General features: G+C 69.2%; 21 protein-coding genes and 1 pseudogene. 12 read left to right on the top strand and 10 right to left on the bottom strand.

Annotated features, from left to right (window positions below; translation table 11 throughout):
• Window positions 1–28 precede the first annotated feature (28 nt).
• Together ACZ4UV_RS45475 and ACZ4UV_RS45470 are read left to right on the top strand one after the other, a co-directional pair.
• The gene (locus tag ACZ4UV_RS45475; RefSeq protein ID WP_467846913.1) at window positions 29–1,816 is read left to right on the top strand and encodes a type IV secretory system conjugative DNA transfer family protein; all 1,788 of its coding nucleotides are present in this window, start codon (window positions 29–31) and stop codon (window positions 1,814–1,816) included.
• Window positions 1,813–2,034, top strand: a complete 222-nt coding sequence (locus ACZ4UV_RS45470; RefSeq protein ID WP_467846910.1) for a hypothetical protein — start codon at window positions 1,813–1,815, stop codon at window positions 2,032–2,034. Before ACZ4UV_RS45475 ends, ACZ4UV_RS45470 begins: the two co-directional genes overlap by 4 nt.
• 244 nt (window positions 2,035–2,278) lie before the next feature.
• Here ACZ4UV_RS45470 and ACZ4UV_RS45465 read toward each other — a convergent pair whose 3' ends face one another.
• The gene (locus tag ACZ4UV_RS45465; protein WP_467846906.1) at window positions 2,279–2,782 is read right to left on the bottom strand and encodes a hypothetical protein; all 504 of its coding nucleotides are present in this window, start codon (window positions 2,780–2,782) and stop codon (window positions 2,279–2,281) included.
• 2,049 nt (window positions 2,783–4,831) lie between these two features.
• On the opposite strand from ACZ4UV_RS45465, the gene ACZ4UV_RS45460 reads away from it, so the two are divergent.
• The 3 genes from ACZ4UV_RS45460 (at window position 4,832) to ACZ4UV_RS45450 (ending at window position 8,654) form a co-directional block, all read left to right on the top strand.
• On the top strand, window positions 4,832–6,103 hold the full coding sequence (locus ACZ4UV_RS45460) for a DNA cytosine methyltransferase (RefSeq protein ID WP_467846902.1): 1,272 nt from the start codon (window positions 4,832–4,834) through the stop codon (window positions 6,101–6,103).
• On the top strand, window positions 6,103–7,221 hold the full coding sequence (locus tag ACZ4UV_RS45455; protein WP_467846899.1) for a DnaB-like helicase N-terminal domain-containing protein: 1,119 nt from the start codon (window positions 6,103–6,105) through the stop codon (window positions 7,219–7,221). Before ACZ4UV_RS45460 ends, ACZ4UV_RS45455 begins: the two co-directional genes overlap by 1 nt.
• Window positions 7,222–7,286: 65 nt before the next feature.
• Window positions 7,287–8,654, top strand: coding sequence for an SPDY domain-containing protein (locus ACZ4UV_RS45450; protein ID WP_467846896.1), 1,368 nt, complete (start codon window positions 7,287–7,289; stop codon window positions 8,652–8,654).
• Window positions 8,655–8,832: 178 nt separating this feature from the next.
• Here the strand turns inward: ACZ4UV_RS45450 and ACZ4UV_RS45445 are convergent, their stop codons facing one another.
• Window positions 8,833–9,729, bottom strand: coding sequence for a DUF5655 domain-containing protein (locus ACZ4UV_RS45445; RefSeq protein ID WP_467846890.1), 897 nt, complete (start codon window positions 9,727–9,729; stop codon window positions 8,833–8,835).
• A 1,158-nt stretch (window positions 9,730–10,887) separates the two neighbouring features.
• Between ACZ4UV_RS45445 and ACZ4UV_RS45440 the strand changes: the two genes are divergently transcribed.
• Window positions 10,888–11,364 carry a tautomerase family protein gene (locus tag ACZ4UV_RS45440; protein ID WP_467846887.1) on the top strand — a complete coding sequence of 159 codons (477 nt, stop codon included), beginning with the start codon at window positions 10,888–10,890 and terminating at the stop codon, window positions 11,362–11,364.
• Between the two features lie 19 nt (window positions 11,365–11,383).
• Here the strand turns inward: ACZ4UV_RS45440 and ACZ4UV_RS45435 are convergent, their stop codons facing one another.
• On the bottom strand, window positions 11,384–11,974 hold the full coding sequence (locus ACZ4UV_RS45435; RefSeq protein WP_467846884.1) for a TetR/AcrR family transcriptional regulator: 591 nt from the start codon (window positions 11,972–11,974) through the stop codon (window positions 11,384–11,386).
• 102 nt (window positions 11,975–12,076) lie between these two features.
• Here ACZ4UV_RS45435 and ACZ4UV_RS45430 point away from each other — a divergent pair, with 102 nt between their 5' ends.
• From ACZ4UV_RS45430 to ACZ4UV_RS45420, 3 genes are read left to right on the top strand one after another with little or no spacing between them, the layout of a single operon-like run.
• Complete coding sequence (locus tag ACZ4UV_RS45430; protein ID WP_467846881.1) at window positions 12,077–12,508, top strand: tautomerase family protein; 432 nt, start codon at window positions 12,077–12,079, stop codon at window positions 12,506–12,508.
• Complete coding sequence (locus ACZ4UV_RS45425) at window positions 12,501–13,511, top strand: zinc-dependent alcohol dehydrogenase (RefSeq protein WP_467846877.1); 1,011 nt, start codon at window positions 12,501–12,503, stop codon at window positions 13,509–13,511. Before ACZ4UV_RS45430 ends, ACZ4UV_RS45425 begins: the two co-directional genes overlap by 8 nt.
• Before the next feature lie 44 nt (window positions 13,512–13,555).
• A complete protein-coding gene (locus ACZ4UV_RS45420; RefSeq protein ID WP_467846874.1) occupies window positions 13,556–14,239 on the top strand; it encodes a PaaI family thioesterase in 684 nt (227 codons plus the stop codon).
• Between the two features lie 31 nt (window positions 14,240–14,270).
• On the opposite strand, the gene ACZ4UV_RS45415 is transcribed toward ACZ4UV_RS45420, so the two are convergent.
• The 4 genes and pseudogenes from ACZ4UV_RS45415 to ACZ4UV_RS45400 form a co-directional block, all read right to left on the bottom strand.
• The gene (locus ACZ4UV_RS45415) at window positions 14,271–14,927 is read right to left on the bottom strand and encodes a GMC oxidoreductase (RefSeq protein ID WP_467846872.1); all 657 of its coding nucleotides are present in this window, start codon (window positions 14,925–14,927) and stop codon (window positions 14,271–14,273) included.
• 426 nt (window positions 14,928–15,353) lie between these two features.
• Window positions 15,354–15,551 (bottom strand): cupin domain-containing protein, encoded by a 198-nt coding sequence (locus ACZ4UV_RS45410; RefSeq protein WP_467847447.1) that lies wholly within the window; start codon window positions 15,549–15,551, stop codon window positions 15,354–15,356.
• A gap of 99 nt (window positions 15,552–15,650) precedes the next feature.
• A pseudogene (locus ACZ4UV_RS45405) lies at window positions 15,651–16,589 on the bottom strand (cytochrome ubiquinol oxidase subunit I); the annotation flags it as partial.
• Between the two features lie 27 nt (window positions 16,590–16,616).
• Window positions 16,617–18,095, bottom strand: coding sequence for an MFS transporter (locus tag ACZ4UV_RS45400; protein WP_467846869.1), 1,479 nt, complete (start codon window positions 18,093–18,095; stop codon window positions 16,617–16,619).
• A 99-nt stretch (window positions 18,096–18,194) separates the two neighbouring features.
• Here ACZ4UV_RS45400 and ACZ4UV_RS45395 point away from each other — a divergent pair, with 99 nt between their 5' ends.
• On the top strand, window positions 18,195–18,713 hold the full coding sequence (locus tag ACZ4UV_RS45395; RefSeq protein ID WP_467846866.1) for a MarR family winged helix-turn-helix transcriptional regulator: 519 nt from the start codon (window positions 18,195–18,197) through the stop codon (window positions 18,711–18,713).
• A 499-nt stretch (window positions 18,714–19,212) separates the two neighbouring features.
• Here the strand turns inward: ACZ4UV_RS45395 and ACZ4UV_RS45390 are convergent, their stop codons facing one another.
• Window positions 19,213–19,572, bottom strand: coding sequence for a nuclear transport factor 2 family protein (locus ACZ4UV_RS45390; RefSeq protein ID WP_467846859.1), 360 nt, complete (start codon window positions 19,570–19,572; stop codon window positions 19,213–19,215).
• 25 nt (window positions 19,573–19,597) lie between these two features.
• A complete protein-coding gene (locus ACZ4UV_RS45385; protein WP_467846856.1) occupies window positions 19,598–20,383 on the bottom strand; it encodes an SDR family oxidoreductase in 786 nt (261 codons plus the stop codon).
• 99 nt (window positions 20,384–20,482) lie between these two features.
• On the opposite strand from ACZ4UV_RS45385, the gene ACZ4UV_RS45380 reads away from it, so the two are divergent.
• Together ACZ4UV_RS45380 and ACZ4UV_RS45375 are read left to right on the top strand one after the other, a co-directional pair.
• Window positions 20,483–21,001, top strand: a complete 519-nt coding sequence (locus ACZ4UV_RS45380; protein WP_467846850.1) for a winged helix-turn-helix transcriptional regulator — start codon at window positions 20,483–20,485, stop codon at window positions 20,999–21,001.
• A gap of 605 nt (window positions 21,002–21,606) precedes the next feature.
• Window positions 21,607–22,659 (top strand): outer membrane protein assembly factor BamB family protein, encoded by a 1,053-nt coding sequence (locus ACZ4UV_RS45375; protein ID WP_467846845.1) that lies wholly within the window; start codon window positions 21,607–21,609, stop codon window positions 22,657–22,659.
• 162 nt (window positions 22,660–22,821) lie between these two features.
• On the opposite strand, the gene ACZ4UV_RS45370 is transcribed toward ACZ4UV_RS45375, so the two are convergent.
• Entirely contained in the window at window positions 22,822–24,366 is a 1,545-nt protein-coding gene (locus ACZ4UV_RS45370; protein WP_467846842.1) for an ISL3 family transposase, read from the bottom strand.
• Between the last annotated feature and the right edge of the window lie 484 nt (window positions 24,367–24,850).

Genomic DNA, 24,850 nt, shown 5'->3' with positions numbered 1-24,850 from the left:
TCCGCCCCCGCCCGGAAGCACGTAGCCTTTGCCCCCTTCCTCCTCCAGCAATACCGACGGATACGACCTCGTCCTACGCCTCGTGATCGGTGTGCTCGCCGTCGTCGTCCCCCTGTCCCACCTCGCCTGGCTGTCCGGCAACATCACCGCCTACCTCACCGGTACCGCCTGGGCCTCCTACCAGCCGACCAACGCGCTGCTCCACCCCGAGCAGGTCTGGCCCCATGCCGGGGAAACGTCCCTGCTGATCGGTTCCCGCATCGTCCCCGTGGTCCTCCTCCTTGCCCTCGGAACGGCCGCGGGCATCGTGTGGGCGCGGTACAAGAACCGCAGCGGCGGCCAGAAGAAGGTCACCGGCATGGCCAAGGCCCGGGACATCCAACCGCTGATGGCCAAGGCGATCACCGACAAGGCCCGCTCGCTGCGCCCGAGTCTGAAGGACGCCAAGCACATCGAGGCCCGCGACACGGGCATCCTCCTCGGCAACCTACAAAGCACCCGGCACGAGGTACGCATGGGCTACGAGGACGTGGCCGTCGCCATCATGGCACCCCGCTCGGGCAAGACGACCTCGCTCGCCATCCCCTCGATCCTCGCCGCGCCCGGCCCGGTCCTGCTGACCTCCAACAAGGCCGCCGGCGATGCCTTCACCGCGACCTACGACGCCCGGGCCCGCGTCGGACAGGTGTGGTCGATGGACCCGCAGCAGATCGCGCACGCCGAACGCTCGATGTGGTGGAACCCTTTGGCGGACGCCAAAACCCTTGACGGTGCTGGCCGGTTGGCCGGTCACTTCCTCGCCGCAAGCGTGGACGCGAGCCAGCAGGGTGACTTCTGGTCCAAAGCCGGATCCAACATCCTCGCCCAGCTCTTCCTCGCCGCGGCCCTCGACGAACGGCCGATCACCGACGTCATGCAGTGGCTGGCCTTCCCCGCCGATCGGACCCCGCTCGACATCCTCCGCGACCACCAGTTCACCGCCGTCGCCGCCCAGCTCAAGGGAACGGTGGAGGGACCGCCGGAAACCCGCGACGGCATCTACGAGACCGCCCGCCAGTACGCCGCCGCCCTGCTGAACAGCGAGATCGCCGCCTGGGTCACCCCACAGAAGAACCTGGCAGAGTTCAGGCCATCCGCGTTCGTGTCGTCCAGCGACACCTTGTTCCTGCTCAGTAAAGACGGCGGAGGCGGTGCCTCGGCGCTGATCGCCGCGTGCGCAGACTCGGTGATGCGGGCCGCGACCGCCCAGGCCGAACGCGCCGGCGGACGCCTCGACCCGCCGATGCTCGCGATCCTCGACGAGGCCGCCAACGTCTGCAAGATCTCGGACCTCCCCGACCTGTACTCGCACCTCGGCTCGCGCGGGATCATCCCGATCACGATCCTGCAGTCCTACCGCCAGGGCCAAAAGGTCTGGGGAGACGCGGGCATGGACGCCATGTGGTCCGCCTCGACCGTCAAGGTCATCGGCTCCGGCATCGACGACCCGGACTTCGCAGACAAGCTCAGCCGGCTGATCGGCGACCACGACGTCGAGACCACCTCGACGTCGCACTCGGAGTCCGGCACGTCGACCTCGGTCAGCATGCGGCAGGAGCGGATCCTGCCCGCCGACGCCATCCGTGCCCTCCCCAAGGGAACCGCGCTGTGCTTCGCCACCGGTATGCGCGCCGCCATGCTCGACCTGCGGCCGTGGTACCTGGAACCCGGCGCAGAGCAACTGTCCGCAGCATCCGCCCGCGCCTCGCAGGCAATCACCACCCGCGCCGTGGCGAAGCACGCGCCGACACAGTCCGACTTCCAGAAGGCCGTGTGAGCGACGCTTCGCTGCACCTGGTGCCGGTGCGCTCACGCCAGGCAAAGCACTTCGTGCGTGCCTGGCACCGCCACCACCCGCCGCCCGCAAGGCAGATCTTCGCGGTCGGCTCCGCTGACGAGACTGGGATCCTGCGGGCCGTGGCCATCGGATACCTGCGCCTGATCGCCTTCACCCAGGAGGGCGAGAGTGACGCGTCCCTGCGCGGCGCGGGATAGCACCTGATCGCCAGCCGCCCGCCCCGGGCCGGATGGCACACCGCCTCCCGCCCCGGGCGGGCCACGGCAGCGACCACATCGCCCGCTTCCTGTGGCAAGCCCCCTGAACCACCTGCCCGCGCCACGATTGCGACCCAACTCCTCAACGCCCGTGAACCGTTGCCCCTCCACGACCTGCAGCAACGGCTCGGCCACAAGCACCCCGCCAGCACCCGCTACTACGCCGCGATCCTGCAACGCACCCTCACCGCCGCCTATAGAAAGGCCGACTACTTCGCCCCGCAACGTCCGCACCATCCAGGTCTTCATCGACCACGAGTCCATCCTGTCCGGCGCCGCCGCCGGCGGCGAACAGCCCTGGAAGTACTACGACCTGGGCGAGGGCTATTGCAGCTACGACTTCTTCGCCAAGTGCCCCCACCGTCTGGCCTGCGCACGCTGCCCGTTCTACGTCCCCAAGCAGTCCGCCCACGGACAACTCCTGGCTGTGAGGGACGGCATCGACCAGATGCTCGAACAACTCGACCTCACCGACGACGAACGCGAAGCCCTCGAAGGAGACCGAGAAGCGGTCACCGCCCTCGCCGAACGACTCGCAGACACCCCAACACCGGCTGGCCCAACTCCCAAAGAACTCGGGACCGCGGATAGTCTCATTCCCCTGACACAGCTCATGAGCACGCTCGGCGCAGAACCCCAAGACGCAGATGGGCGTTAACGAGCCATCAAGCTGCGTCACCTTCTTCATTTGCCGAGGGGGCGGGAGGATCAGCAGCCGGGAGCGCTGCTTGGGCCCGGATGAGATCTGCCTTTGCATGCACGAAAAGGGCATACGCCTTGATCACGGCCGCAACAGCTCCCCCGATGCCGGCTGCCGTAGCCCCGATCGCAGCAACAATCTGCGCGGCGTCCACCGGTGCGAACTCTCCGTGCACCTGAATTCCATGCACGCCGCCCCAGGCGGTCACTCCGCCCACGGCGAACGCAACTGCGGACAAGAGGACCAGATACACCAAAGCGCGGAACTCAGCACGCCATCGCGCATTATCCCAGGTCGCACCTGTGAACCTCGGAGGAACGTGAAGACCTTCCACAGAATACCTAGCTACAGGATCCGCCTCCGCGTGTGGGACTACACGTCCCTGCCAGGAAGAATCCGGCAGCGGACTGCCACGCTTCAGGAAAGCAGTCAACTCCCGGCCGCTAGTGGCAGTAAAAGGTCCGGGAAGCCCAACCTGAAGCGCAAGATCAGGCGCATACAGAACAACCGCTGCCTCAGTCTGCTCGGCCAAAGTCCTCGTCGCAGCGTTAAGGCACCGCCATCCCGCGAATGAGACCAACGCCCCAAGAGGCAGGGCTGGCCACCACAGAGCACCAACAAAGGGAAGAAGGAGAAACCCCCATGCCGCGAATACCGCCGCATATGTCACAGAACGTCTGGCAGTTGCGAGATCCCCACGGTTCGAATCCGGCAGAATCTGCCAGACGTACGGCCAGATAACCGTTAAGTCGACCCCGCGAGTTGCCGACAGTCGACCCTCTACGGCCTGAAGGCGGTCAGCCATCCACGTGGCATGCATCGGACGCGTGAGGGAAATGCGCTCGATCCGAAGATCTGCTCGCAACACGGACCCATCCGGCTCCTGGTCCGGACTTCTGAATGCGTCTGCCATCGCCGATTGCCACGCTTGCATCGCCCAATCCCATTGGCGGCGACGATTATCAATGTGGCGACGCAAAAGGCGGTCTATGGGACGCGGCCATCGCCCCATAACACAAGTCTGTTCAATCCCCCAGCCCGACAGAGCTATGACAACAGCCGCAACGATCGATAACAACAACAGAGTGATCACGAACACCACAACGGCGCCCGCAGAACCAAAGGTGTTCGACGCGCTCCACTGGCTTGCACGGCCATTCAGTCGGCCGACGTCGAAGGCAGACCGGTGGCCCAGGATCGAAGCACACGCGAGCAAAGCTACATAAAGCGCACCTTGAGCAGTGAGTAGGACGATCCAGCGGCCGCTGGGCCTGGCAACGATACCGATCAACGGTCCCCCTTGCAGCGCAGGCACATCCACCTGGGCCCGCGCCTCCGCATCCTCGCCTCTTCGCGTCCAGTCACAGCCTGCGTGTCAGTGAGCCCGCTACAACGTACACCCTGCCTGCGCTAGTTGACGCAATGGAAGATCAGCCGAAGGCGATCGGGTAGCCACGGTCCCGAGCGACGCCTCGTCGATCTCCACTCACAGCTTCCGGCGGACGCGAAGGCTGCAATGGCGCGGAGCCGGGCGCCGAGCATCAGAGGGGTCACGCCTGCCGTCGCCCATCCGCAGGTGAGCAACCCGAGCCTGAGCCGCCCAGCCGCGACATGTGCCTGTTCAAGCGGCCGGCGGGCGGACCTGCAACACCCTCATCCCATCAACTGAAAGGTCACAGCCCTGTCTCGATTCTCAATAACTTGTCCATTCCACGGAAATGCGCAGTGGAGGCACATCAGGGACACCTTTCCGTCCGAGTGGGCGGATGTCGTCGAATTCGACGCGGCCATCCGGCAAGGGAATGCCCGTGCCAATGCGTCTGGCAGCCGACTGCTCGGCGAGGCGTTCCTGCACCGCTCCCGCGTCCCGCTGAGCCAGGCGCCGATCGACCACGTCACCGCAGCCGAGCGGGCCGCCCTGCGGATCAGCGTGGACGAGGCCGACGTGTTGGAGAACGGTGTCGAGGGCGGCTGCTCGCCCTGGGCGTGCCGCGGCGACGCCGACGCGCTGACGCAGGATGACTTCGGGCTGGCCACTTGATACTCGACCTCTTCGCGGGGCCGGGCGGCTGGAGCAGGGCACTGTACGTCCTGGGCGCGCGCGACGTCGGGCTGGAATGGGACCAATGGGCGTGCAAGACCCGTGCGGCTGCTGGGCAGTTGACCGTCCGGACCGACGTGGCGATGTATCCGACCTGGCCGTTCGTCGGCCGCACGCGCGGTGTGATCGCCTCTCCGCCGTGTCAGGCGTGGAGCATGGCCGGCAAGCGGCTCGGCCTGCTCGACCAGCCGCTGGTGCACGCGGCGGTCGACGACCTGGCCGCCGGACGCGACACCCGCGAACGCCTCCTCGCCGCGTGCCGCGACGAGCGCTCCCTGCTCGCCGCGGAGCCGATGCGGTACCTGTACGCGCTGAACACGGTCGGCGAGCCCGACTGGGTCGCCATGGAGGAAGTACCGGACGTCCTGCCCTTGTGGAAGCAGTACGCGGCCGTCCTGCGCCGGTGGGGCTTTTCGGTCTGGTACGGGATCCTCAACGCTGCGGATTTCGGCGTCCCGCAGACCAGGAAGCGGGCGATCCTCCTGGCCTCCCGCGTCCGAACGGCGCAGCCGCCCACGCCCACGCACGCCCAACTCGCCGAGCCCGACTCGCTGTTCGGGCCGGGCCGCGCCCGCTGGGTCAGCATGGCCGAAGCCCTGGGATGGGGAGCGACCGACCGGCCCGTCCCCACCGTCTGCGCGGGCGGCGGGCCCGGCGGCGGGCCCGAGCCGTTCCCGTCGGGCTCCCGCAAGACGCTGTCCGACGCCCGGGAGCGCGGCACCTGGATGCCCCGGCCGGACGGGATGGTCCTCAAGTCCCGTCGTGAAGGCGCGGGATGGGCGGCACGGCACGGCACCCGCGAGAACCGTGCCGCCGATGCTCTCGCCCCGGCGTGCACCGCCGAGGCCCACCGCTGGTCCTGGTCCCTGCGCAGCAACAACCAGGCCAACGCGACCGTCCGTCCGCTGTCCGAGCCGGCCGGCACGCTGTTCTTCGGGCACCGCGCGAACGAGTGCACCTGGGTCGCCGAGCCTGCCTCACCGCCGGCCGAAGCATCCGACGCGCCGACCGTTCCCGAGCCGATCCGGATCACCGCCCGCGAGGCCGGCCTCCTGCAGACCTTCCCCGCCGACTACCCCTGGGCCGGCAACAAGGGCCAGCAGTTCTCCCAGATCGGCAACGCCGTACCTCCACTGCTAGCCGGCCACCTCCTCGCCCCGCACCTCGGCGTCACCCTCGACCCCGACGACTTCACCCTCGCCGCCTGATGCCCCAAGCCCCCGAACCCGACGAAGACGACCCCTACGCCAGCGCACCCCCGCAGCCGGTGTTCCACGTCGAGCAGGCCCTCCTCGGTGCCCTCCTCCTCGACCCGCACCGTCTGGACGACGTGAGCGGCATCGCCGCCGACTCGTTCTCCACCGCCGCGCACGCCGCCCTGTACGCCGCGATCAGCAGCCTGCCGCGGCCCGACCCCGCAGAGCACGCGAAGAACACCACGTGGCTCGACCGCGTCCTCACCACCAGCCGGGAGCAGGCGCGCGGGCTGACCGCCTCCTACCTGCACACCCTCGTCCAGGTCTGCCCCTGGCCCAGCCACGCCCCCGCCTATGCCCGGATGGTCGAGGCGGAGCACGTCCGCCGCCGCCTGCAGACGGCCGCCGAACGCCTCGTCCACACCGTCCACAACGTCTCCCTCCCTCATCCCGTCCAGACGGTGCTCGCCGAGGCCGACGCGCTCGCCGCAGTCGTGGACGACATCGCCAAGCGCTTCCCACCGCGCGCAGGCGTGCTGCCCCGCACCACGACACCGCCGCCACCCACCGCGCCCGACCCCGCAGAGGCCGTCGAAGAGGAGCAGATCCTCCTCGCCACCGCCACGGCGTACCCCTCCGACATCGACGCCGTCCGGTGGCTGCTCCCCGACGACCTCACCCTGCCGCTGCACGCCGGCCTGTGGCAGTGCCTGACCGCCCTGGCCCGCCGACACGAGCCCGTCGACCCCGTCACGGTCCTGTGGGAAGCCCAGCAGCGCAGCCTGCTGGACGACGGCAGTGAACCGGGCGAGGTCCTCCGCATGCTGGCCGAACCCGCCGGTTCCGTCGAGCACTGGGGCGAGCGCGCCCTGCAGCGCTCCCTCCTGGCCACGGCCGAGCACACCGGCCAGCGCATCGAGGCGTACGCCGGCGACCCGGCGAACACCCCGTTCCAGCTCGTCGTCGGCGCCCGCCGCGCCCTCGCCGACATCGGCGCCGTCCGCACCCGCTGGCAGCACGCCACCGCAGCCACCCCGCCACAGCGGCAACGGCCCGCTCCCACCACCCGCGCCGGCCCGCCGACCACCACGGTCGCGCACGCCGCCCGGTCCACACGAGCAACCCGATAGCCCCCGCGTACGCCGGTGGCCAGACCCGAAGGCCCGGCCACCGGCAGAACAGACGAGACCCCCACGTGACTCCCGCCATCGACGCCCACGTCCACCTCGACACCCACCCCACTCACCCGAGCGCCGTGCAGGCCGTCCTGACCGGCACGCAGGCCCACGTCGCCCTCATGGCTCTGGAGGCTGCCGACTGGAGCGTGGCCGCCACCAACGTCCTGATCCTGGCCCGCATCGATCACGAAGAGCCCTACTGGGCCAACGACGCAGCAAAGCACCTGACCGCCGAAGGCATCACCGTCGAGATCACCCCGCAGCTCCAGAAAGCCATCAACGAGGAATGGACCTGGGCGAACTATCCGACGCCGTGGTGCACGCGCAGCGAAATCCGCGAGGTCTCCAATCAGGCGCAGAATATCCACGACGACATCCGCCACGGCCAGCTCCTCATCCACGCCCACGCCCACGACGGCCACACCACCGTCGCCGTCGGCACCTACCTCCACCGAGGCGGCAAGTCCGTCTACCTGCACGGCGAGGACCACCTGCGCCAGGTCGCCGACACCTTCGACTCGCCTGCGGAGGCACTGATGGCCTTCGAAAAGGTCCACGCGGCCGCGATGCGCCCCGGCCCGGCGCCCCTGACCGACACCGAACGCGCCGCCATCGAAGCGCGCTCCGTCTTCGACGTCACCACGGCCAAGTCCGGACCTTCCCGCCCGGAGCCGGAGATCGTCCCCGTCTACCTGGTGGATGCCGGCGACCACGACGCGGTCCTCGACACCTTCCTCGACGCGCACGGCGAGTTCGAGAAGTGGCGGACCTGGTCGGATGACACGACCCACGCCATCCACGAGTCGCAGACCCTGCGCATCGAGCGCGTCCACGAAACCCCCGCCCACGAGACCGCCTGGACCGTGGCCGCCTACGAGACACCCGTCTCCGAACGCATGTGGGTCCTCACCGCGACCGGCGCCACCCCCGCCCCGGTGCTGCAGGATCTGCTCGCCCACCTGGCCGATGGCGACGGCTGGGACACCGCCATCGGCGCCCCGGTGGACGAAAAGAAGGTCACCGCGGCCACCCAGCCGCTCTCCGACGCCGGATGGAAGCACACCGTGGACGGGCGATGGATCCGCTGGACGTCCCCCGACGGGGACGCGGGCGTCCAGTTCGACGCCTTCGCCGCACAGCGCCCGAGTCAGAACCTGGCCACCTGGACCATCTGGGCCGGTCCCGGTCCGGACCGGCCCACCTGGGCCATCACCGCGTCCCCGCGCACCCCGAGTTCGCTGCTGGCGGGTCTCTCCGAGGCCCTCGCCCAGGAGACCGGCACGCGTCAGGCTCAGCTGGGCTGCGAGCACCGGACCCGCCTCGCCGCCAGTGCGCCGGCAGCTCCGGCGGTCGCGGCCGGCCGACCCGTCAGCCGTTCACGCTGATCATCGGCCCGCATGAGCGGGGCAACATAGCGCGGGATCGCCGGTTAGCCAAACCGGCGATCCCGCGGACCATAGATAGTCCACCGCCACCCCCTGCCCGACCGTCGAATGGCCCCCGCCCACGACCGCAGACACAGCACGAAGCGCAGCCCGCCAGGAGACGGGCGGCGGCATCCGATCACGCCGCCGCGTAGCTCGCCCGGAACAGATCCTGTGCTCGCTCCACGTCCCTCGGCGTACGGAGTTGGACCTCCAGGTCGCCCGTTCCGTGGTGACCGAGACCGGACACGTCCCGGGTGAAGCCCGAAACGAGGTCGACGTCCTTCGGGTCGACTTTCAGGTAGACCAGCAGCTTGCTGCGCTGCGGCGGGCACAGGCAGGCGAAGTTCCGCAGCCGCTGATACGCCCGGTATGTCTTGCGCTCAACGCGGTTCACGCCGTCCCCGAGCCCGAGCAGAACCTCGTCGACCGCGCCCGCCAACTCCATCATCGCCGCGCCCTGGACGTCGGCCGCCGCTCGGGCAACCGGCTGGCGCCGTGCCCGGCGAGCCACCTGCATGCCGCTGCTCACCGAGGCAACGGTCTCAAGCCCGAGCAGGTCGCTGCCGAACAGTCGGTAGCGGACCAGGTCGATCGACCGCCGGTGCTCGCGCACGGCATGCGCGTCGTACCGAGTGAAGTCGCCGGCGATGCAGATCAGGCGCGGACCGCTCCACAGGACCTGGGACGCGGCCGTAACCCCGAGCCGGTCGCGGACCAGGTGCTCGAACTCGGCACGGTGGTCCATCAGCCAGGCCAGGTAGAACAGGCCCTGGTTGATGACGCCCGCGTCGACACCACGCTTGTACTCGACGATGACCGGCGAGCCGTTCTCGTCCAGCCCGAGCGAGTCGATCCGGCCCCCGTGTACCGGTCCGGTGCCGTACTCGCTCGCCAGGAACCGGACGCCCAGCAGCGTCTCCATGTGCGTCTCGACGAGACTCTGCACATCGGCCTCGATCTCAGCAAGACGCGAAATGACCTCGGTCATGCCGCAATTCGTCGCGTCCGTGCGGAACAGCTTCAGGCCCGACACCTTCCCCTCCTCGGCTCGGAGATCACCAACGCCGATGAGGTGCGGGATTGTTTCCGCGAGGGGCTTCGGGGGCGTGAAGATAGTGTGAGATCCTACGTACGGCCCGACCGTGGAGCGCTCGCGTCCCCCGGTCGCCGGGAATCCGCGATTCCCCCATGTGTCCCCCGAGACCCAGGGGATAGCGCCTGGAAGCCGTGTTTACGCAGGTCAGCCCCCGTAGATCAGTGGATAGGACACGTGCCTTCTAAGCACTGTCCTCGTCCAAGTTGAGCAAAGCGCGCCCAATCACAACTCCCGCCATTCCACTGTGTCTCGCGAGGGATCGGCTTGTCCGGCAGACGGTTCCGCTCGAAAGTCGACGCCGTCCACGAAACACCCGAGGCATCCAGTCGCCGTATCAACCGGAGTGTCTCCACTCAGACGGTGGATCCCCAGCTCTCAGTTTTCTCGATTAGCTACCCCTCCGCTAAGCCCCCCACGTCGGCAACAGGCACTCCCTGGTGCAGAGCTCGGGTACTACCTCTGCGGTTCACCCTCGCGTCGACGAGAAGCACTCGCGGCGCCCGGTGCTCGCCTCCGCGTCTTCCGGTGCACTCCCGCCGACGCGGGGGTCTTCCGCCGACGCCGTCAAGCTGCGCGCCGAACTGATGGTCGAACTCACGCAGACCTATGAGGCGGTGCCCCCAGCGTGATCGAGGAGATCCTGGACACCATCGTCCTGCCTCTCGTCGTCCCGCGCGGCTGAGCCGTCATTGGCGTACCGAACTTGATCAGCGTGTTGTTTTCGCGAAAGAGCTGCCCCCTCGAACCGATGCTCACGGTGATCGGCACGACAACGGCGTCCAACCGACGGGCCCCGTAGCCATACGAGAACAGGGCCGAATCCTCCCGGCCCAGCACCACCGGGGAGACCCCCGTTCGACTTCAACACCCCACGCCCCCAGGGCGAGGCCTGCGACACCCCCGAATGCCGGCCGTGCCGGCCCGCACGGTCAGTTGGCGGTGTCCCAGCGCGCGACCTTCTCATCCAGCAGCACTCCCAGTGCACAGGCGTACGACGCCGGTGGCCTTGCCGAGCCATACCGCGCCGAGCGAGTAGAACACTCGTTATAGATCTGATGCAGAGTCACCTTATAACGATCGTTATAGGAGCTAGTCGTGACCGTTATCACCGTGAACACCCCGAAGGGACGCTTGAGCCTTGAGGAGCGCCGCGCGCTGGCGGAGACGCTGACGGACGCGGTGCTCGTGCCGGAGGTCGGCCAGTTCGCGCCGGCCGCGCGGGTCGGGTTCCAGGTGCACTTCGTGGAGCGCGAGCCGGACATGATGGCCATCGGTGGCCGCCTCTTGGCGGACACCGGTCCGGGGCTCGACGTCATGGTGATCGACGTGGCGGTCATGGACGGGGACTGGCGCCGGGAGGTCCGGGCCGAGGTCATCGAGCGCGTGCTGGCCGCGCTGGCCGAAGCCTGCGGGCTGCCGAAGCCGTCGCCGGCCTGGTGGGTCAACTTCCGGGTCATCGACGAGGGCAGCTGGGGCTCCAGCGGCGGCGCGCTCTCCGTCCTCTCCCTCCTCGAGAGCGGTGTGTTCACCGAGGAGAAGGCCAAGGCCGTCCGCGCGGCGATCGACGACTGAGCCCCGGAGCCCTCCGCCGTCAAGCCGGATGGTCGATCGTGGCGACGATCAGCGCTTCGAGCTGTTGCGCGACCTGGTCCAGGGGCTGCGCGGTGCGCTTGGCGCGGCACATGGCGGTGGCGCCCTCGACCGATGCCACGATGAGGGCCGCGAGACCCTCGGCCTGGTCGAGGGCCACCCCGTGCTCCCCCAGCGACTCGGCGAGCAGCCGCTCCCAGCCTTGGAACGCCTCAGCGGCGGCGGTGAGCGCCGGTGAGACCTCGTCGGGCGGCGGCTCCTCGACGGAGACGGCCAGCACGGGACAGCCGGCCCGAAAATCGCTCTCGACGACGACGCCGCGCCACAGGCCCAGAAAGGCCCGCACGCCGGCGACCGGGCCCGCGCCCAGCTCGGCGCGCAGGATGCGGGCAACCGCTCCCCCCGCGTACCGCACCGCCTCGGTGACCAGCTGCTGCTTGCCCTCGGGGAAGTAGTGGTAGGTCGAGCCGAGCGGCGCCTTGGCGTGTTTGGCCAGGTCACGGATGCTCGTCGCGCTCAGGCCGCGCCTGCTGATCATGTCGGCCGCACCGGCCACGATGCGCTCACGCGACGGCGCGCTGGATTTGGCCAAGATCGCACTCCCATCTGGATATAACGCTCGTCATAGTCTAGCGTGATCTCCGGTTATAACGATCGTCATAGACCGTGCGCCCGCTGAAGGGAAGACTCCGCCATGCCGATGATCCGGCTCACCGTCCCGCCCGCCTCACTGACCGAGGAGGGCCGCAAGACCGTCCAGCGCGACCTGGCCGCCGTACTGCTGCGCTGGGAGGGAGCACCCGACACAGCGTTCTTCCGGGCCCAGGCATGGAGCTACCTGATCGAGCTGCCCGAGGGGGCGCAGACCACCGCCGAGGACGACGAGCCCCGCTTCCTCGTGGACGTCACCGTCCCGCAGGGGGCGCTGTCCGAGCACCGCAAGGCAGGCCTGGTCGAGGACGCGACGAAGGCCGTGCTGGCCGCCGCCGGACTTACCCCGGACGATGCGCTGCGGGTGTGGGTGCTGGTGCACGAGCAGCCCGACGGCACCTGGGGTGCCGGCGGCTCGGTCATCCGGTACGCCGACCTGGTGGCACTGGCGAAGGGGCAGCGCGCCGATGCGTGAACTGACCTACGTCGCCAAACGCACCGTCGAGTGGCGCGAGGCGCCCGACCCGAAGCTCCAGTCGGACCAGGAGGCGGTCGTCGCCCCGGTCGCGGCCACCTCCTGCGATGTGGACTCGGCGATCCTGGCCGGGCACGGTTTCATCGACCCGCCGTTCGCCCTCGGCCACGAATGCGTGGCCCGGGTCGTCGAGACGGGCGACGCCGTGACCGCCGTAGCCCCGGGGGATCTGGTGGTCGTCCCCTGGTCCATCAACTGCGGCACCTGCGACAACTGCCGCTCCGGACTCACCGCCCACTGCACGGCCGTACCGCACATGGCCATGTACGGCGCACCGATCGGCGGCAGCTGGGGCGGCCTGTTCTCCGACCTGATCCGCGTGCCATTCGCGGACGCCATGCTCGTCCCCCTGCCCACCGGCCTCGACCCGGTCGCCATGGCCTCGGCCAGCGACAACTGGTCCCTGTCCTGGCGCCTGGTCGCACCCCACCTGAAGAACAGGCCCGGGGCCCGCGTCCTGGTCATCGCACGGGGCAGCATCGGCCTGTACGTGTGCGACATCGCCCGCGCACTCGGCGCCTCCGTCGTCCTGTACGTCGACCCCGACCCCAAGCACCGCGAGATCGCCCGAAGCTACGGTGCCGCCACCGCCGAGACGCTCGAACCGGTCCGGCACGGCTTCGACATCGCCGTCGAGGCCACCGGCCGCGTCGACCAACTCGCCCTCGCCGTCAAATCCCTTGCCCCGGAAGGCATCTGCGAGTCCGCCGGCAACCACTTCCGCCCCGGCGAACTCCCCCTCCTCGACATGTACCTCACCGGCGTCACCCTCCGCGTCGCCCGCGACAACGTCCGCAACCACATACCCGACGCCCTCGAACTGGCCGGCTCGGGCAAGGTCGACCCGGCGCGGGTCGTCTCGCACGTCCTCGATTGGGAACAACTCCCCGCCGAACTGCCCGAGAAGCGCCTCAAGCCCGTCTTCGTCCGCGCCGACGGCTGACAGCGTCGCGACCACGACCAACTGCGCCCCAACCGAGAAACCTGATGAACGTAGTACCGACCGAATCCCCAGCGACGAACCCCTACCCCATACGACCGGAAGGAGAGGAACTGGACCACCAACGGGCGGCGATCGCCGCTCTCGGCCACGAACTGCGGGCCCTGGTGGACGCCACCGTGCGCACCGCGGCCTCGACCGAAGTCCTGCACCGCGTGACGGACGGCGTGCGCCGACTCACTGGGCAATTGACCGGACGCCGACGCGTACGAGCGGAGATCCCGACCGTGGACCAGTTCCCCGGCGGGGTACGCATGTACAGCCCGGTCACCGGAGCCGGCAGCCCTCTCGCGCCGCCCATGGAGGTGACTCCGGGCGATGGTGGCGTCGTCGGCCACTGCACCCTCGGTATCGCCCACGAGGGTCCGCCCGGTTACGGGCACGGCGGCATGAGCGCCATGCTGCTGGACGAACTGATGGGCTGGGCCTGCGCCGCTGCCGGAATGCCCGGCATGACGGTCTCCCTGCAGGTGCGCTACCACCGCCCTGTCCCCTTGGAGACACCCCTGCGGGTCCACGCCCGGGTCACGGGCACCGAGGGCCGCAAGGTCTTCGTGGACGGCTCGATCAGCACCGAGGACGACCCGTCGGTCGTCGTGGTCACAGCAGACGGCGTCTTCGTCTCACCCGACCCCGACCGCGCTCGCGCCCTGTTCCCGGACATCCGTTGAGTGCTGTCCACAGCACACACCGCAGATCGGCTCAGCGCAGGTCGTGGCGTATGGCGTGCGCGATGAGTTCGCCTGTCAGCACAGCCGTGGCCGCCGGACCTCGCAAGGGAGCCTCCGGGAGAATCGACGTATCGGCGACACGAAGCCCGGCGATGCCGTGGACCCTGCCGTACTGGTCGACGACTGTTCCGGGGTCGTCGACCGGTCCCATCGGTGCGGTGCCGCAGGTGTGATGAGCGGTTCCCAAGTGGCCTGCGATCCACGCGTCCAAGGCATGGTCGTGGGCGAGTGTTCCGGGGTCGGGACCGAGGAGAGCACGGGAGACCTCGCGGAAGGCGCGGGTAGCCGTCAACTCCGCTGTGATACGGACGACTTCACGCAGAGATCGCCGGTCCTCGGGGGCCCGCAGGTAGCCGTAGTCGATGCGCGGGGGCGTCGCGGGGTCGGCTGACCGGAGGCGCAGACTGCCGGTGCGCCGGGGTGTCTGGGCCGATACCAGGAAGGCCAGCGGGGCGCCCGGGACGGTCACGGTTCCGCCGACCAGTGCCGTCATCGGGGCCAATGACTGGAGGACTTCCTGGTCACCGGGGTGGGTGCCGTCGGAGGAGGACAGGTGCCGGCAGCCGCCCAGCCAGGAGTCGGTGGGCTCGCCCAGGTCCTGCCACGGGGTGTGCACCGTTCTCGACATCGAGGTCGAGGCGGACCACGGGAACGCGGTGGTCGACGTGAGCCATCGGCTACAGAGCGAGCGCACCTGATCAAGTGGTACCGACGGGTACGGAATGGCCGAAGAACCGGTGGAAATTCACTCGAAAGTCGACACCGTCCACGAAACACCCGCGGTAGCCAGAGGCCGTGCCGACCGTCGCACCTCCGCGTCAGCGTGAAGCACCAGGCGACACCCGCATGTCGTCCACTCCGACGCGGGGGTGTTCCACTGAACGAGGTGCCGCTGGTGGCCGACGGCCATGCAGCTTGGCGTAGTTGACCACGCGTCGCAACTCCGTGACCCCGCCGTCGTCGGAATCAGCAAAGCGGACGCACTCTTCGGCGACGAGCTGCTCGATCAACTCCTGCGCCTTCGCGCGCCGGCTACGGGCTAGGGGCCGCTCCGTCAGTGGTCGGCTTCCGCGCCGATGAGGACGAAGGCCATCGTGGCCGGTTGGTCGCTGCGGTTGTGCCAGGCGTGGCGGTTGCCGTTCTGGATCACGATGTCCCCTGCCGCAAGCGGTGTGCAGTACCCGTCGTCGAGTTCGAGAACGATCTCGCCCTGGAGCACGATGCCGTAGTCCACGGTCGACGACGCGTGCATGCCGTCGGGCTCGATGAGCTCGGCGACGCCGGGTGAGTCGGCCCGCTGCTCCGTGTCGAAGGGGACGGGGTCGAAAGCCGGGTCGGCCATCACGGCCATGTCCGGCCGGTCCGCTGCCGGGGTGAGCTTCAGACCGGGCATGGCCGTCCCGCAGGTGAGGTCCTTGGCGATATAGCTGCCGAGGCACGGGATGTCGAGTTCGGCGATGTTGCGCGCGGCCTGCTGGTCCGGGATCCCGAACAGCACGAACCCGGTGTCGCCGTTGCCCCAGTTGCCCTCGATCGCCTCCAACTTGGAGAGCTGGTACGGCAGTTGGTGTCCGGCGACGTTGTCCCCCAGGTAGAGCTGGACCGGCATCAGCAGCGCGGCGACGCCGAGAGCGATCGACATCGAGCGGCGGGCGAAGCCCATCGCGCGCCCCTTCACCAGGTACCAGGCCGAGATCCCGGCGACGAAGAAAGCGGCCGAGATGAGCACCGCCGCCAGCATGTGCGGCCAGCGCCAGAGGAAGGACGGGTTGAAGATCACCCGCATCCAGTCCGTGGGCTCGAACCGGCCGTGTACGACCTTGTAGCCGGCCGGGGTCTGCATCCACGAGTTCGCCGCGATGATCCACGTCGACGACAGGACGGTGCCCAGTGCCACCATGACGGTGGACAGGAACACGGTGCCCTCGCGCACCCGCCCCTCACCGTAGAGCAGGACACCGATGAACCCCGCCTCGACGAAGAAGGCCGTCACGACCTCCATGCCGATGATCGGACCGATGACCGGGCCGGTTCTGGCCCCGTACACCCCCCAGTTCAGGCCCATCCGGAAGGTGATGACGGCTCCGGCGACCACGCCGATCGCGAAGCCGACGGCGAAGATGCGCCGCCAGAAGCGGAACATCTGCAGGTAGACCGCTTTGCCGGTGCGCCGCTACAGGCCGTGGACGACCGACAGGAAGATCGACAGGCCGACGGTGATGGCCGGGAAGGTCATGTGGAACATGACGGTGATGGCGAACTGCCATCGCGACAAGTCGAGAAGACTCATCACTGGTCCCTTCCGAGATGCCCGGCCTCAGGCGTCGACGACGGGGGTGGCGGCCGCCGTGGCCCGGGAGAAGCGCGGCAGGGCGGCCGCGCCGACCGTGAGGAGGGCGACGATGCCCATCTGCACGTACTCGACGCCGGCGAAGGCGTGCTGGACGCCGTGCGGCGCCAGGGTCAGATAGAGGGTGCCGAGGGTGGCCACGCCGAGGGCCAGGCCGCTCTGCTGCAGGGTGATCAGCACGCCGCTGCCGATGCCGCCGAGGTGGGTGGGGACGTCGGCGAGGACACTGCGGAACAGGCCGGCGAACAGCATCGACTGACCGGCGCCGACCAGGGCGAGCGGCAGCGCCATGGCCCACAGGCTGACGTGCGGCCACTTCATCAGCAGGACCGTCACCAGTGAGGCCAGCCCGGCGAGTTGGACGACGGCGCCGGCGGACAGCGCGGCCCTGCCGAACCGGGTGAGCAGACGCGGGGCGAGCAGGGAACCGGCGAAGAACAGCAGGGCCATCGGCAGGATGGCCAGGCCGCCGTGCAGGGCGTCGGCGTGCAGGCCGTTCTGGACGGTGAGGGCGAAGACGAACATGAACGCGCCGAAGCCGATGCTGAAGGCGAACACCATCGTCAGGCCGCGGGACATCGACGGCAGGCGCAGCAGCGACGGCGGCAGCAGGGGGACCTCGCCGCGCCGCTCGGCGCGCTTCTCCACGGCGTAAGTGGCCGCGCCGAGGACGACCGCGACGGCGATCAGCAGCCAGGTCCACCACGGCCAGCCCAGCGAGTGGCCCTCGGTCAGCGGGACCAGCAGGGCGGTCAGGGTGGCGGCGAACAGCACGGTGCCGGGCAGGTCGATGCCGACCGGGTGGTGCGAGCGGGTGGCGGGCACGACCCGCGCCGCCACCCACAGCACCACCACGCCGATGGGCACGTTGACCAGGAAGATCGGCCGCCAGGAGGTACCGGCGATGTCCGCACTGACCAACAGGCCGCCCACCAGCTGTCCCACGACGGCGGCGATACCGGAGGTCGCCCCGTACAGGGCCAGCGCACGGGCCTTGCGCTCCCCTTCGAGGACATGGTGGAAGGTCGCCAGCACCTGCGGGATCAGCAGGGCGGCGGTGGCGCCCTGCACGATCCGGGCCCCGATCAGCGCGCCCACACCCGGGGAGAGGCCACAGGCCAGGGACGCCAGTACGAAGCCGACGAGCGCGCCGAGGAAGATCCGGCGGCGGCCGTAGCGGTCCCCCAGCCGGCCGCCGAGGACCAGCAGGGTCGCGTACGCGACGCCGTACCCGGCGATCACCAGCTCCAGCGACGACGCCGAGGCGTGCAGCGAGGCGTCGATACTGGGCAGCGCCACGTTGGTGATGAAGAAGTCCATGATCGGCAGGAAGGCGCCTGCCAGCAGGATGAACACCCCGACCGGGTGCAGGCCGCCGGCACGGGCCGCGGCACGGGGCGACAGTGTCGTGGTGGCGGCGCGCCGGGAGGAAGTGGTTGTCGTCATGACAGCTCCAGAGAGCGATGTTGTTATGAGCTAATAACTATTAGGCCATAAGGAGTATGGCCTCATAACGACTTACGGGCAAGCCCGTACCCTGGAGCCGTGACGGAGGACCAGACGCATCAGACGAGCCCGACGGCCGGAACGGACGAGGACCGGAGGTGGGCCGAGCTCGCCGACCTCGTGCTGATCATCAGCCGGGAGATTCAGTTCCGCGGCTACACCGACGAACGGGCCATCCCCCTGTCACCGTCCGAAGGCATGGTGATGCGCCACCTCCAGCACGACCACGCCGCGCCGCCCAGCCGCATCGCCGCCGCGACCGGGCTGCAGCGCACCAATCTCTCCACCGTCCTGGGCGGACTGGAGCGCAAGGGCCTCGTCGAACGACGCGCCGACCCCGGTGACGGCCGCGGGGTGACGGTCCACACCACGGAACACGGACGCGCCAACTACGCCCTCGTCCGCCGGGAATGGGCCGCGGCCGTCTCCGCCGCGGCCGGCCACGACACCACCCACCTCGACGCGGCCCTCACCCTGCTCTCCGCCATGGAAGCGGGGCTGACCAGTACACGACCACGAACCCGCGTCACCCGTCCGGCGGCACAGTCACACCCCTGACGGCCCGCTGGGTCAGTCGACCACCTCGGCACACGCCCTGCCCCTCGCCGGGCAGCCGCACGGCGACCTGGCCGGTCAGGATCTGGCCCGTGCGCTCTCGCCCAGCTGCGCCCCGCCACGGCCTCAACCCCGACCCCGGCCGCCGCGATCGGACGGCGGTGGATCCGCGCGAACAGTGACCTGGTTCACGGCGCACTGATCGGTTTCGGGCAGGCGACTCCGACGACCAGCCCGGAAACGGCGGTGAGGGCGGCGCCGACCCAGTTCGCGGCGGGTCACGCTGATGGGGATCTTTGAATCTCCTCACCCCGTGCTGAGGATGGCCCCGGAGTTGCTCGCCTTGATTCCTCAGGGGTGCAAGTGCTGATCTGCGGGTGGATGCCGAACTTGAGGGCTGGCTCTTGGTTGGGTGGCCGGGTGGGCACAGGGGCTGGGACGGGGCGTTCTGGGGTGGGTGGGGCCTCTCTTGTGGGCGGGAACAGGTGGTGTGGGAGCGGGCTCAGGGTTCGATGGCGAGGTGTTCGATGAGGTCGTCGCGGAGCGTGAACCGATAGTGGAGATCGATGGTGCCGCCGGGGAAGTTGCCTTCGAGGTGGTGTGTGGCGATGTAGTGGGCGGTGTCGGTCTGCTGGGCGTTCGTGAGGTGGATGGTGTAGGTGAATTCGGTGGCGGATCGGTCCAGCCACCGCTCGATCGCGGTGCTGCCCTGGTAGGTGTTGCCGTCGTCGATCACTGTGGCGTCGTCGGTGAACGTCGTGACCGCGGTGGCGGTGTCGTGGGTGCGGTGCGCTGTGAGGTAGCGGGTGATCACCGCGGGCAGGTCGTCCCGGGTGATGGTCCGGGGCTGGCTGTCGTGCATGACGCTCCTGATGGTGGTGGCGGGTTCAGACGGTGGGGGTGGTGCCGCCGTCGATGACGTGTTCGGCGCCGACGATGGCCGAGGCGCGGTCGGAAACGAGGAAGGCGACGAGCTCGGCGACCTCCTCGGGCCGGTTGGGACGGCCGAGCGGGATGCCTCCCAGGGAGTCCATGAGCCGGCCCAGCGCCGCTTCCTGGCTGATGCCGGCGTCGTGGGCGATCCGGGCGACGAGGTTGTCGGCGGCCGAGGTCTGGACGAAGCCGGGCGAGACGGTGTTGACGCGGACGCCGTGCGGGGCGACCTCGTTGGCCAGGCCCTTGCTGTACGTGGTCAGGGCGGCCTTGGCGGCGGCGTAGGCCAGGGTGCCGTTCCACAGCGGCATGCGGCGCTGGATCGAGGTGACGTGGACGACCGCGCCCTTGCCCGTGGCGATCATGTGCGGGAGGAGTGCGCGGTCCAGGCGGATGGCGGCCAGCAGGTTCGTGTTCAGCTCCCTGGCCCAGTCGTCCTCGCCGAGCGCGGCGAATCCTCCTGCCGGTGCTTCGGAGCCGCCGAGGGTGTTGACCAGGATGTCGACGCCGCCTGTGCGGGCGTCCACCTCGGAGGCGACGTGGGCGGCGCCCTGGGCGGTGGACAGGTCGGCGGTGATGAACGTCTTCTCCTCGACGTCGTCGGGGCGGCTGCGGGCGGTGACCAGCACGGTCGCGCCGGCCTCGGCGAGCCGTCGGGCGATCGCGGCTCCGGTGCCCTTGGTGCCGCCGGTGACCAGAGCGCGTCGGCCTTCGAGGGATTCGCTGATGGATGTGCTCACGTTGTGCTCCGTTCCTGGGCGCGGGTATACGGGGCGCCGCTCCCGTTCCGACTGCTAAAATAGAAGCCACTAACTTCGACTTTAGCAGTAACTGAGGGGATGGTCGCCGTGGCAAGTCGGATCAGGCTGGAGGACCGGGAGTGCCCGCTGTCCACGACGGTGGAACACGTCGGCGAGTGGTGGACACTGCTGATCCTCCACGACGCCTTCGACGGCTACACCCGCTTCGACCAGTTCCAGGAGAGCCTGGGCATCTCCTCCAGCATGCTCACCGCCCGGCTGAAGACCCTGGTCGCGGACGGTCTGCTGGAGCGCCAGCCCTACCAGACCGGCCCCGTCCGGCACGAGTACGTACTCACCGAACTCGGGCGTTCCCTGCGCCCGGTGATCGTCGCCCTGGCCGCGTGGGGCAATGCCCGCCTCACGCCTACGGAGCGCAGCATGATCCTCGTCGACGCGCACAGCGGAGAGGAAGTCGAGCCCGTCGTCGTCGACGCCAGAACCGGCCGCCGACTCGACGACAGCGCCGCCTACGTCTTCACCGCGGGCCCCGCAGCCAGCGACGCGATGCGCAACCGCTACGCGGCACGGCCGGTCATTCCCGCGCACGAGGCGTAAGTCCGCCCAGAAGAGCCTCATACAGCCTTGAGCAGGGCCGCAAGCACGGGCTGCACCTGACCAACCTCGCGGCACCGGCTTGTCGCCGGCGTGATACCTGCCCGTCCTCCCCAGTCGTTGAGAACTGGATCAAGTGAGGCGACGAGCAATACCGGTCGTTTCCAAGGCTCTGGTCGACATCTCGGGACGGTCACGATCGTTGTTCGCAGCGATCAGCTGTATGGGGTGGGAATGCCCGGGTCGTGCAGGCCATGTCCGTGGTGCAGCAGCTCTCCTTCCGCAGGCGACCGGATGGGTGCTCGACCGGTTCATCGGAGCGGACCTGACGGTTGTGGTCGAAGCGCCTGCAGTGCTTCGACCACCGCTGCGTTTGGAGAAACGGCATGGTCGGTGCAAGGGACGCATAATCTTGAGCCTGTTGGGGACATCCGTCGATCGTCGGGGGAGCGATGGCAGCGGAGCGGGTCAGAAAGAGACGCCTGCGGCAGGTGCGGACCGTCTGGCAAGTACCGGGGGCCCCGGGCAAGAATCACGACGCCGTGGGCGGTTGGTGCACGGCGGGACTGGTGGTCCGAGGGCGTCCTGACGGGCTGCATGGATACGACGTGGAGACCGGTGAACCCCGCTGGTCCTGGATCGCTCCTGACCGCAGGCTGCTGCTCGCCATGAGCCGCACGGCCACGGGCGGGGTGGGCCTGGCTGTCCACGCCGACGAGAACGGTCCAGGTGAGTGGGGCGCCGATTGCGCCGTCACCGCTTTCAGCACCGAAGACGGCAACGCCTTGTGGTCGGTTCCCTATGACTTCAGCAACGAGCCCTGGAGATACGACTACGACCGCTTCGCCGGCGCCATCGCACTTGCCCCGGACCGGGCCGTCGTCCTGACACAGGGAAGCCCCACGGCCCACGCGCTGCGCAGCGGGAACAGCGTCTGGCCGCCGATAGCACCCCTGAAGGGTGACGGCCGGCTTGCGGTCTGCGGGCACGGCATCGTCCAGATCGGGCTCGCCGACGGCCACGTCACCGTCCGGTGCCTCGACGCCTCCGAGGGCACCATCCGCTGGGAAGTCAGGCCGTCCACCGACGGTCCCGTCGGGGAGGTCCACGTGCTGTATGAGGATCCCCTCGCCATCCTCTGCCTGGGAAAGGGACGCCGTGCGGAAGAGATGCTGCTGGTCCTCGACGGCGAGGACGGGCGGCCGACCGTCCGGATACCGGTCCAGGGCCCGCACGGTGAGCTGCGCGTCCGGTCCCCGTACGGGCTGCTGGACGACCACCCGGTGGCGGCCGTCCGGGACTTGCTGGTCGCCATGGTCCGTCCCCCGGGTGCCTACGGGGACCATCTGACCGCGTTCGCCCTCGATGGTGGAACGCCGCGTTGGACATGGCGTTCCAAGGGAACGATCAGCGGCGTCTTTGCGCTCGGCGACAACGTTGTGGCGGTAAGCAAGTGGGAATCCTCTGAGGGACCGGACGGCACCGTCCATGTTCACCAGCTCAACGGCGCCACCGGTGCGGTGATGACGGTGCGCCGGCTGCATGGATACCAAGCCGGCATGCGCGGCCGGTATTACCTCGATGGAGACCGGCGCCTCGTCCGCATTGCCCGCTGGGGTGGAGGGACCTGGCATCCGGTGCAGATGTTCCGGCTGCGCTGACACGGAAGGCTAGGGTTGCGAACAGCACGGTGTCGGTCTCCGTGCAAGCATGACAGGGGTATTCGCGCCCCGATCCGTGATCGTCAGAGGGCGGTCACAATCGCAGCAGGACGCGGGTGCGGAGGAGCTGGAAGGATCCGCGGCCGTACATCTGCCGCTTGATCATCTTAAACGGTTGACGTGGCCTTCGACGACGCCGGAGCTGTAGGCGAGCGTCATGCCAGCGAGGACGGCGTCCCAGTCCTGGCGCAGGAATCCGGCGAAGCCCCGTACCGGACCGGGCCCGTTGGTCTCGGCTTCGCGGACCCAGGCGGCCAGGAGGTGGCCGCGGCGGTCGCGGACCAGGCCGGCGAAGACGCGGGCCAGGTCACAGGCGGCGGCGATGTCTGGGCAGGCGATGCGTGCCTCGTCGAGCTGGGCCTGCTCGTCTCGGCTCAACGTGTCGCGTGGGCGCATGATCCAGGACGTGAGCTTGCGAGGGCTGGGTATCGGCCAGGAGGCTTCGGTGGCCGCGGTGCCGTCCCGCAGGCTGCGGACGTGGAGACGCACGGCCTGGTGGTTCCCGCGGAAGCCGTGCTCGCGGATCTCCCGGTAGATCTGGGTCGCGTTGGTGCAGCCATCGGCGAAACGCTGCTGGATGTAGGGACGGTAGGGGTCGATCTGGCGGGGGCGGCGGTCGCGGGCCGAGGCGATCAGTACGTCGAGGTCGGTGGTGAGGTAGCGGCGGACGGTCTTGCGGTCCAGTCCGAACCGGCGGGCGATGGCGCTGATTGTCCACGTCGCCTCCCGTAACCGGTGGATCTCCGCATAGCGTTCGGTCACCCGCTGCATGAGCGGGGTCGTGGGGATGTTGTCGAGCGGCGGCGTCAGCGGCAACAGTGCCGTGGGTGGTGCGGTCGCCGGTGTGGGCGCGACTACGTCGTCCAAGGCGTATTTGTGCAGGCAGGCGCGGTGATGATGGCAGGTCTTCTCGACCGCGGCCGACAGATTCTGAAGTAGGTGCCAGCGATCGGCCACCTCGGTTGCGCCCGGTGCTGCCTTCTTGATCGCACGGCTGTAGCCGCTGTCGCGGTCCCGGCAGATGATCTCGGCGCCGGGGTGTGCGGTGAGCCAGGCGGCGAGCGTCTCGCTGGTGCGGTCGGCCAGCAGGTCGACTGGGGCGGACTTCTCGACGTCGACCAGGATGGTTCCGTAGGTGCGCGAGCGGCGGAAGGCGAAGTCGTCGACGCCCAGTACCCGCGGACTACGGGCGGGCACCTCGGGCGCGCGCAGCTGGCCGAGCAGCCGGGCCCTGCCGGTGGGCACGGCCAGCGAGTTGCACAGCCGCATGCCCGGCCGGCCGCCCGCCACGAGTGCAACGGACCGCCACAACGCCTTCACTCCGGGCCCGGCGCGGGCATAACGCGTGGTCAGACCCTTGATCTGCTCGACGAACGTGCGTCGTCCGCAATCGGGTGCGTCGCAGAAGAACCGCCGGACCTCTAGCTTCACCACCAGGCGGCGCCCGCCGGCGGGATGTTCGGCGAGCCGCCGCCCGTAACGGCTGTGCACCCGGCGCGAGGCAGCCGCGCAGTCCGGGCACCTCAATTCCAGTACGGCGCTGTGGGCTTCGGCCACAACGACCCCGCCCACCTCGGTCAACCGGTCGAGCACCATCCCCGGCGAGTTCGGGAACAGCACGTCCTTCAACGCAGACAGATCCCCCATGACCAGGGCATTCCCGCCATCAAACACGGGACGTCGGCTGCCCGATCGTGACCGTCACGAAATTCCGCCCAGACCCGTTTCCAAGAATCCCCATCAACGCCTTGTGTATAGGCGAAGATCGGCGAGGAGGCACCGACGGCGCAGCGCCCGCCAGGCGGGACAGGCGACTTCGCCGGTGACAGCGAGCGGCATTCCTGCGCGCCCGCGCCCGGCTGAACCCTCCCGGCTCCGACCCGGCAGCGGCGGTCCGCCGGCTCGACGGCGTCACTGGGTCCGTGGACCACGAGTACCGCGAGCCCGGCCTGACGGTGAACAGCCCGCTGTACCGGGCGGGACCGTTCGCCACCTATCTCCTGGAGCACGGCGGTGGCCCGACCCCACCACCTACGATCTCCTCATCTTCGGCGTCCAGGGCCGACCGTGGCCGAGCCGCCGCCTGGGCCGGGGCTGATCCTAAGGCCGTGAAGTGTGCGGCTGGGCCCTG

It is taken from the genome of Streptomyces sp. NPDC028289 (assembly GCF_055565975.1).
Note: the sequence above shows the minus strand (reverse complement) of the source record. Positions and strands in the feature narration are given on the sequence as shown.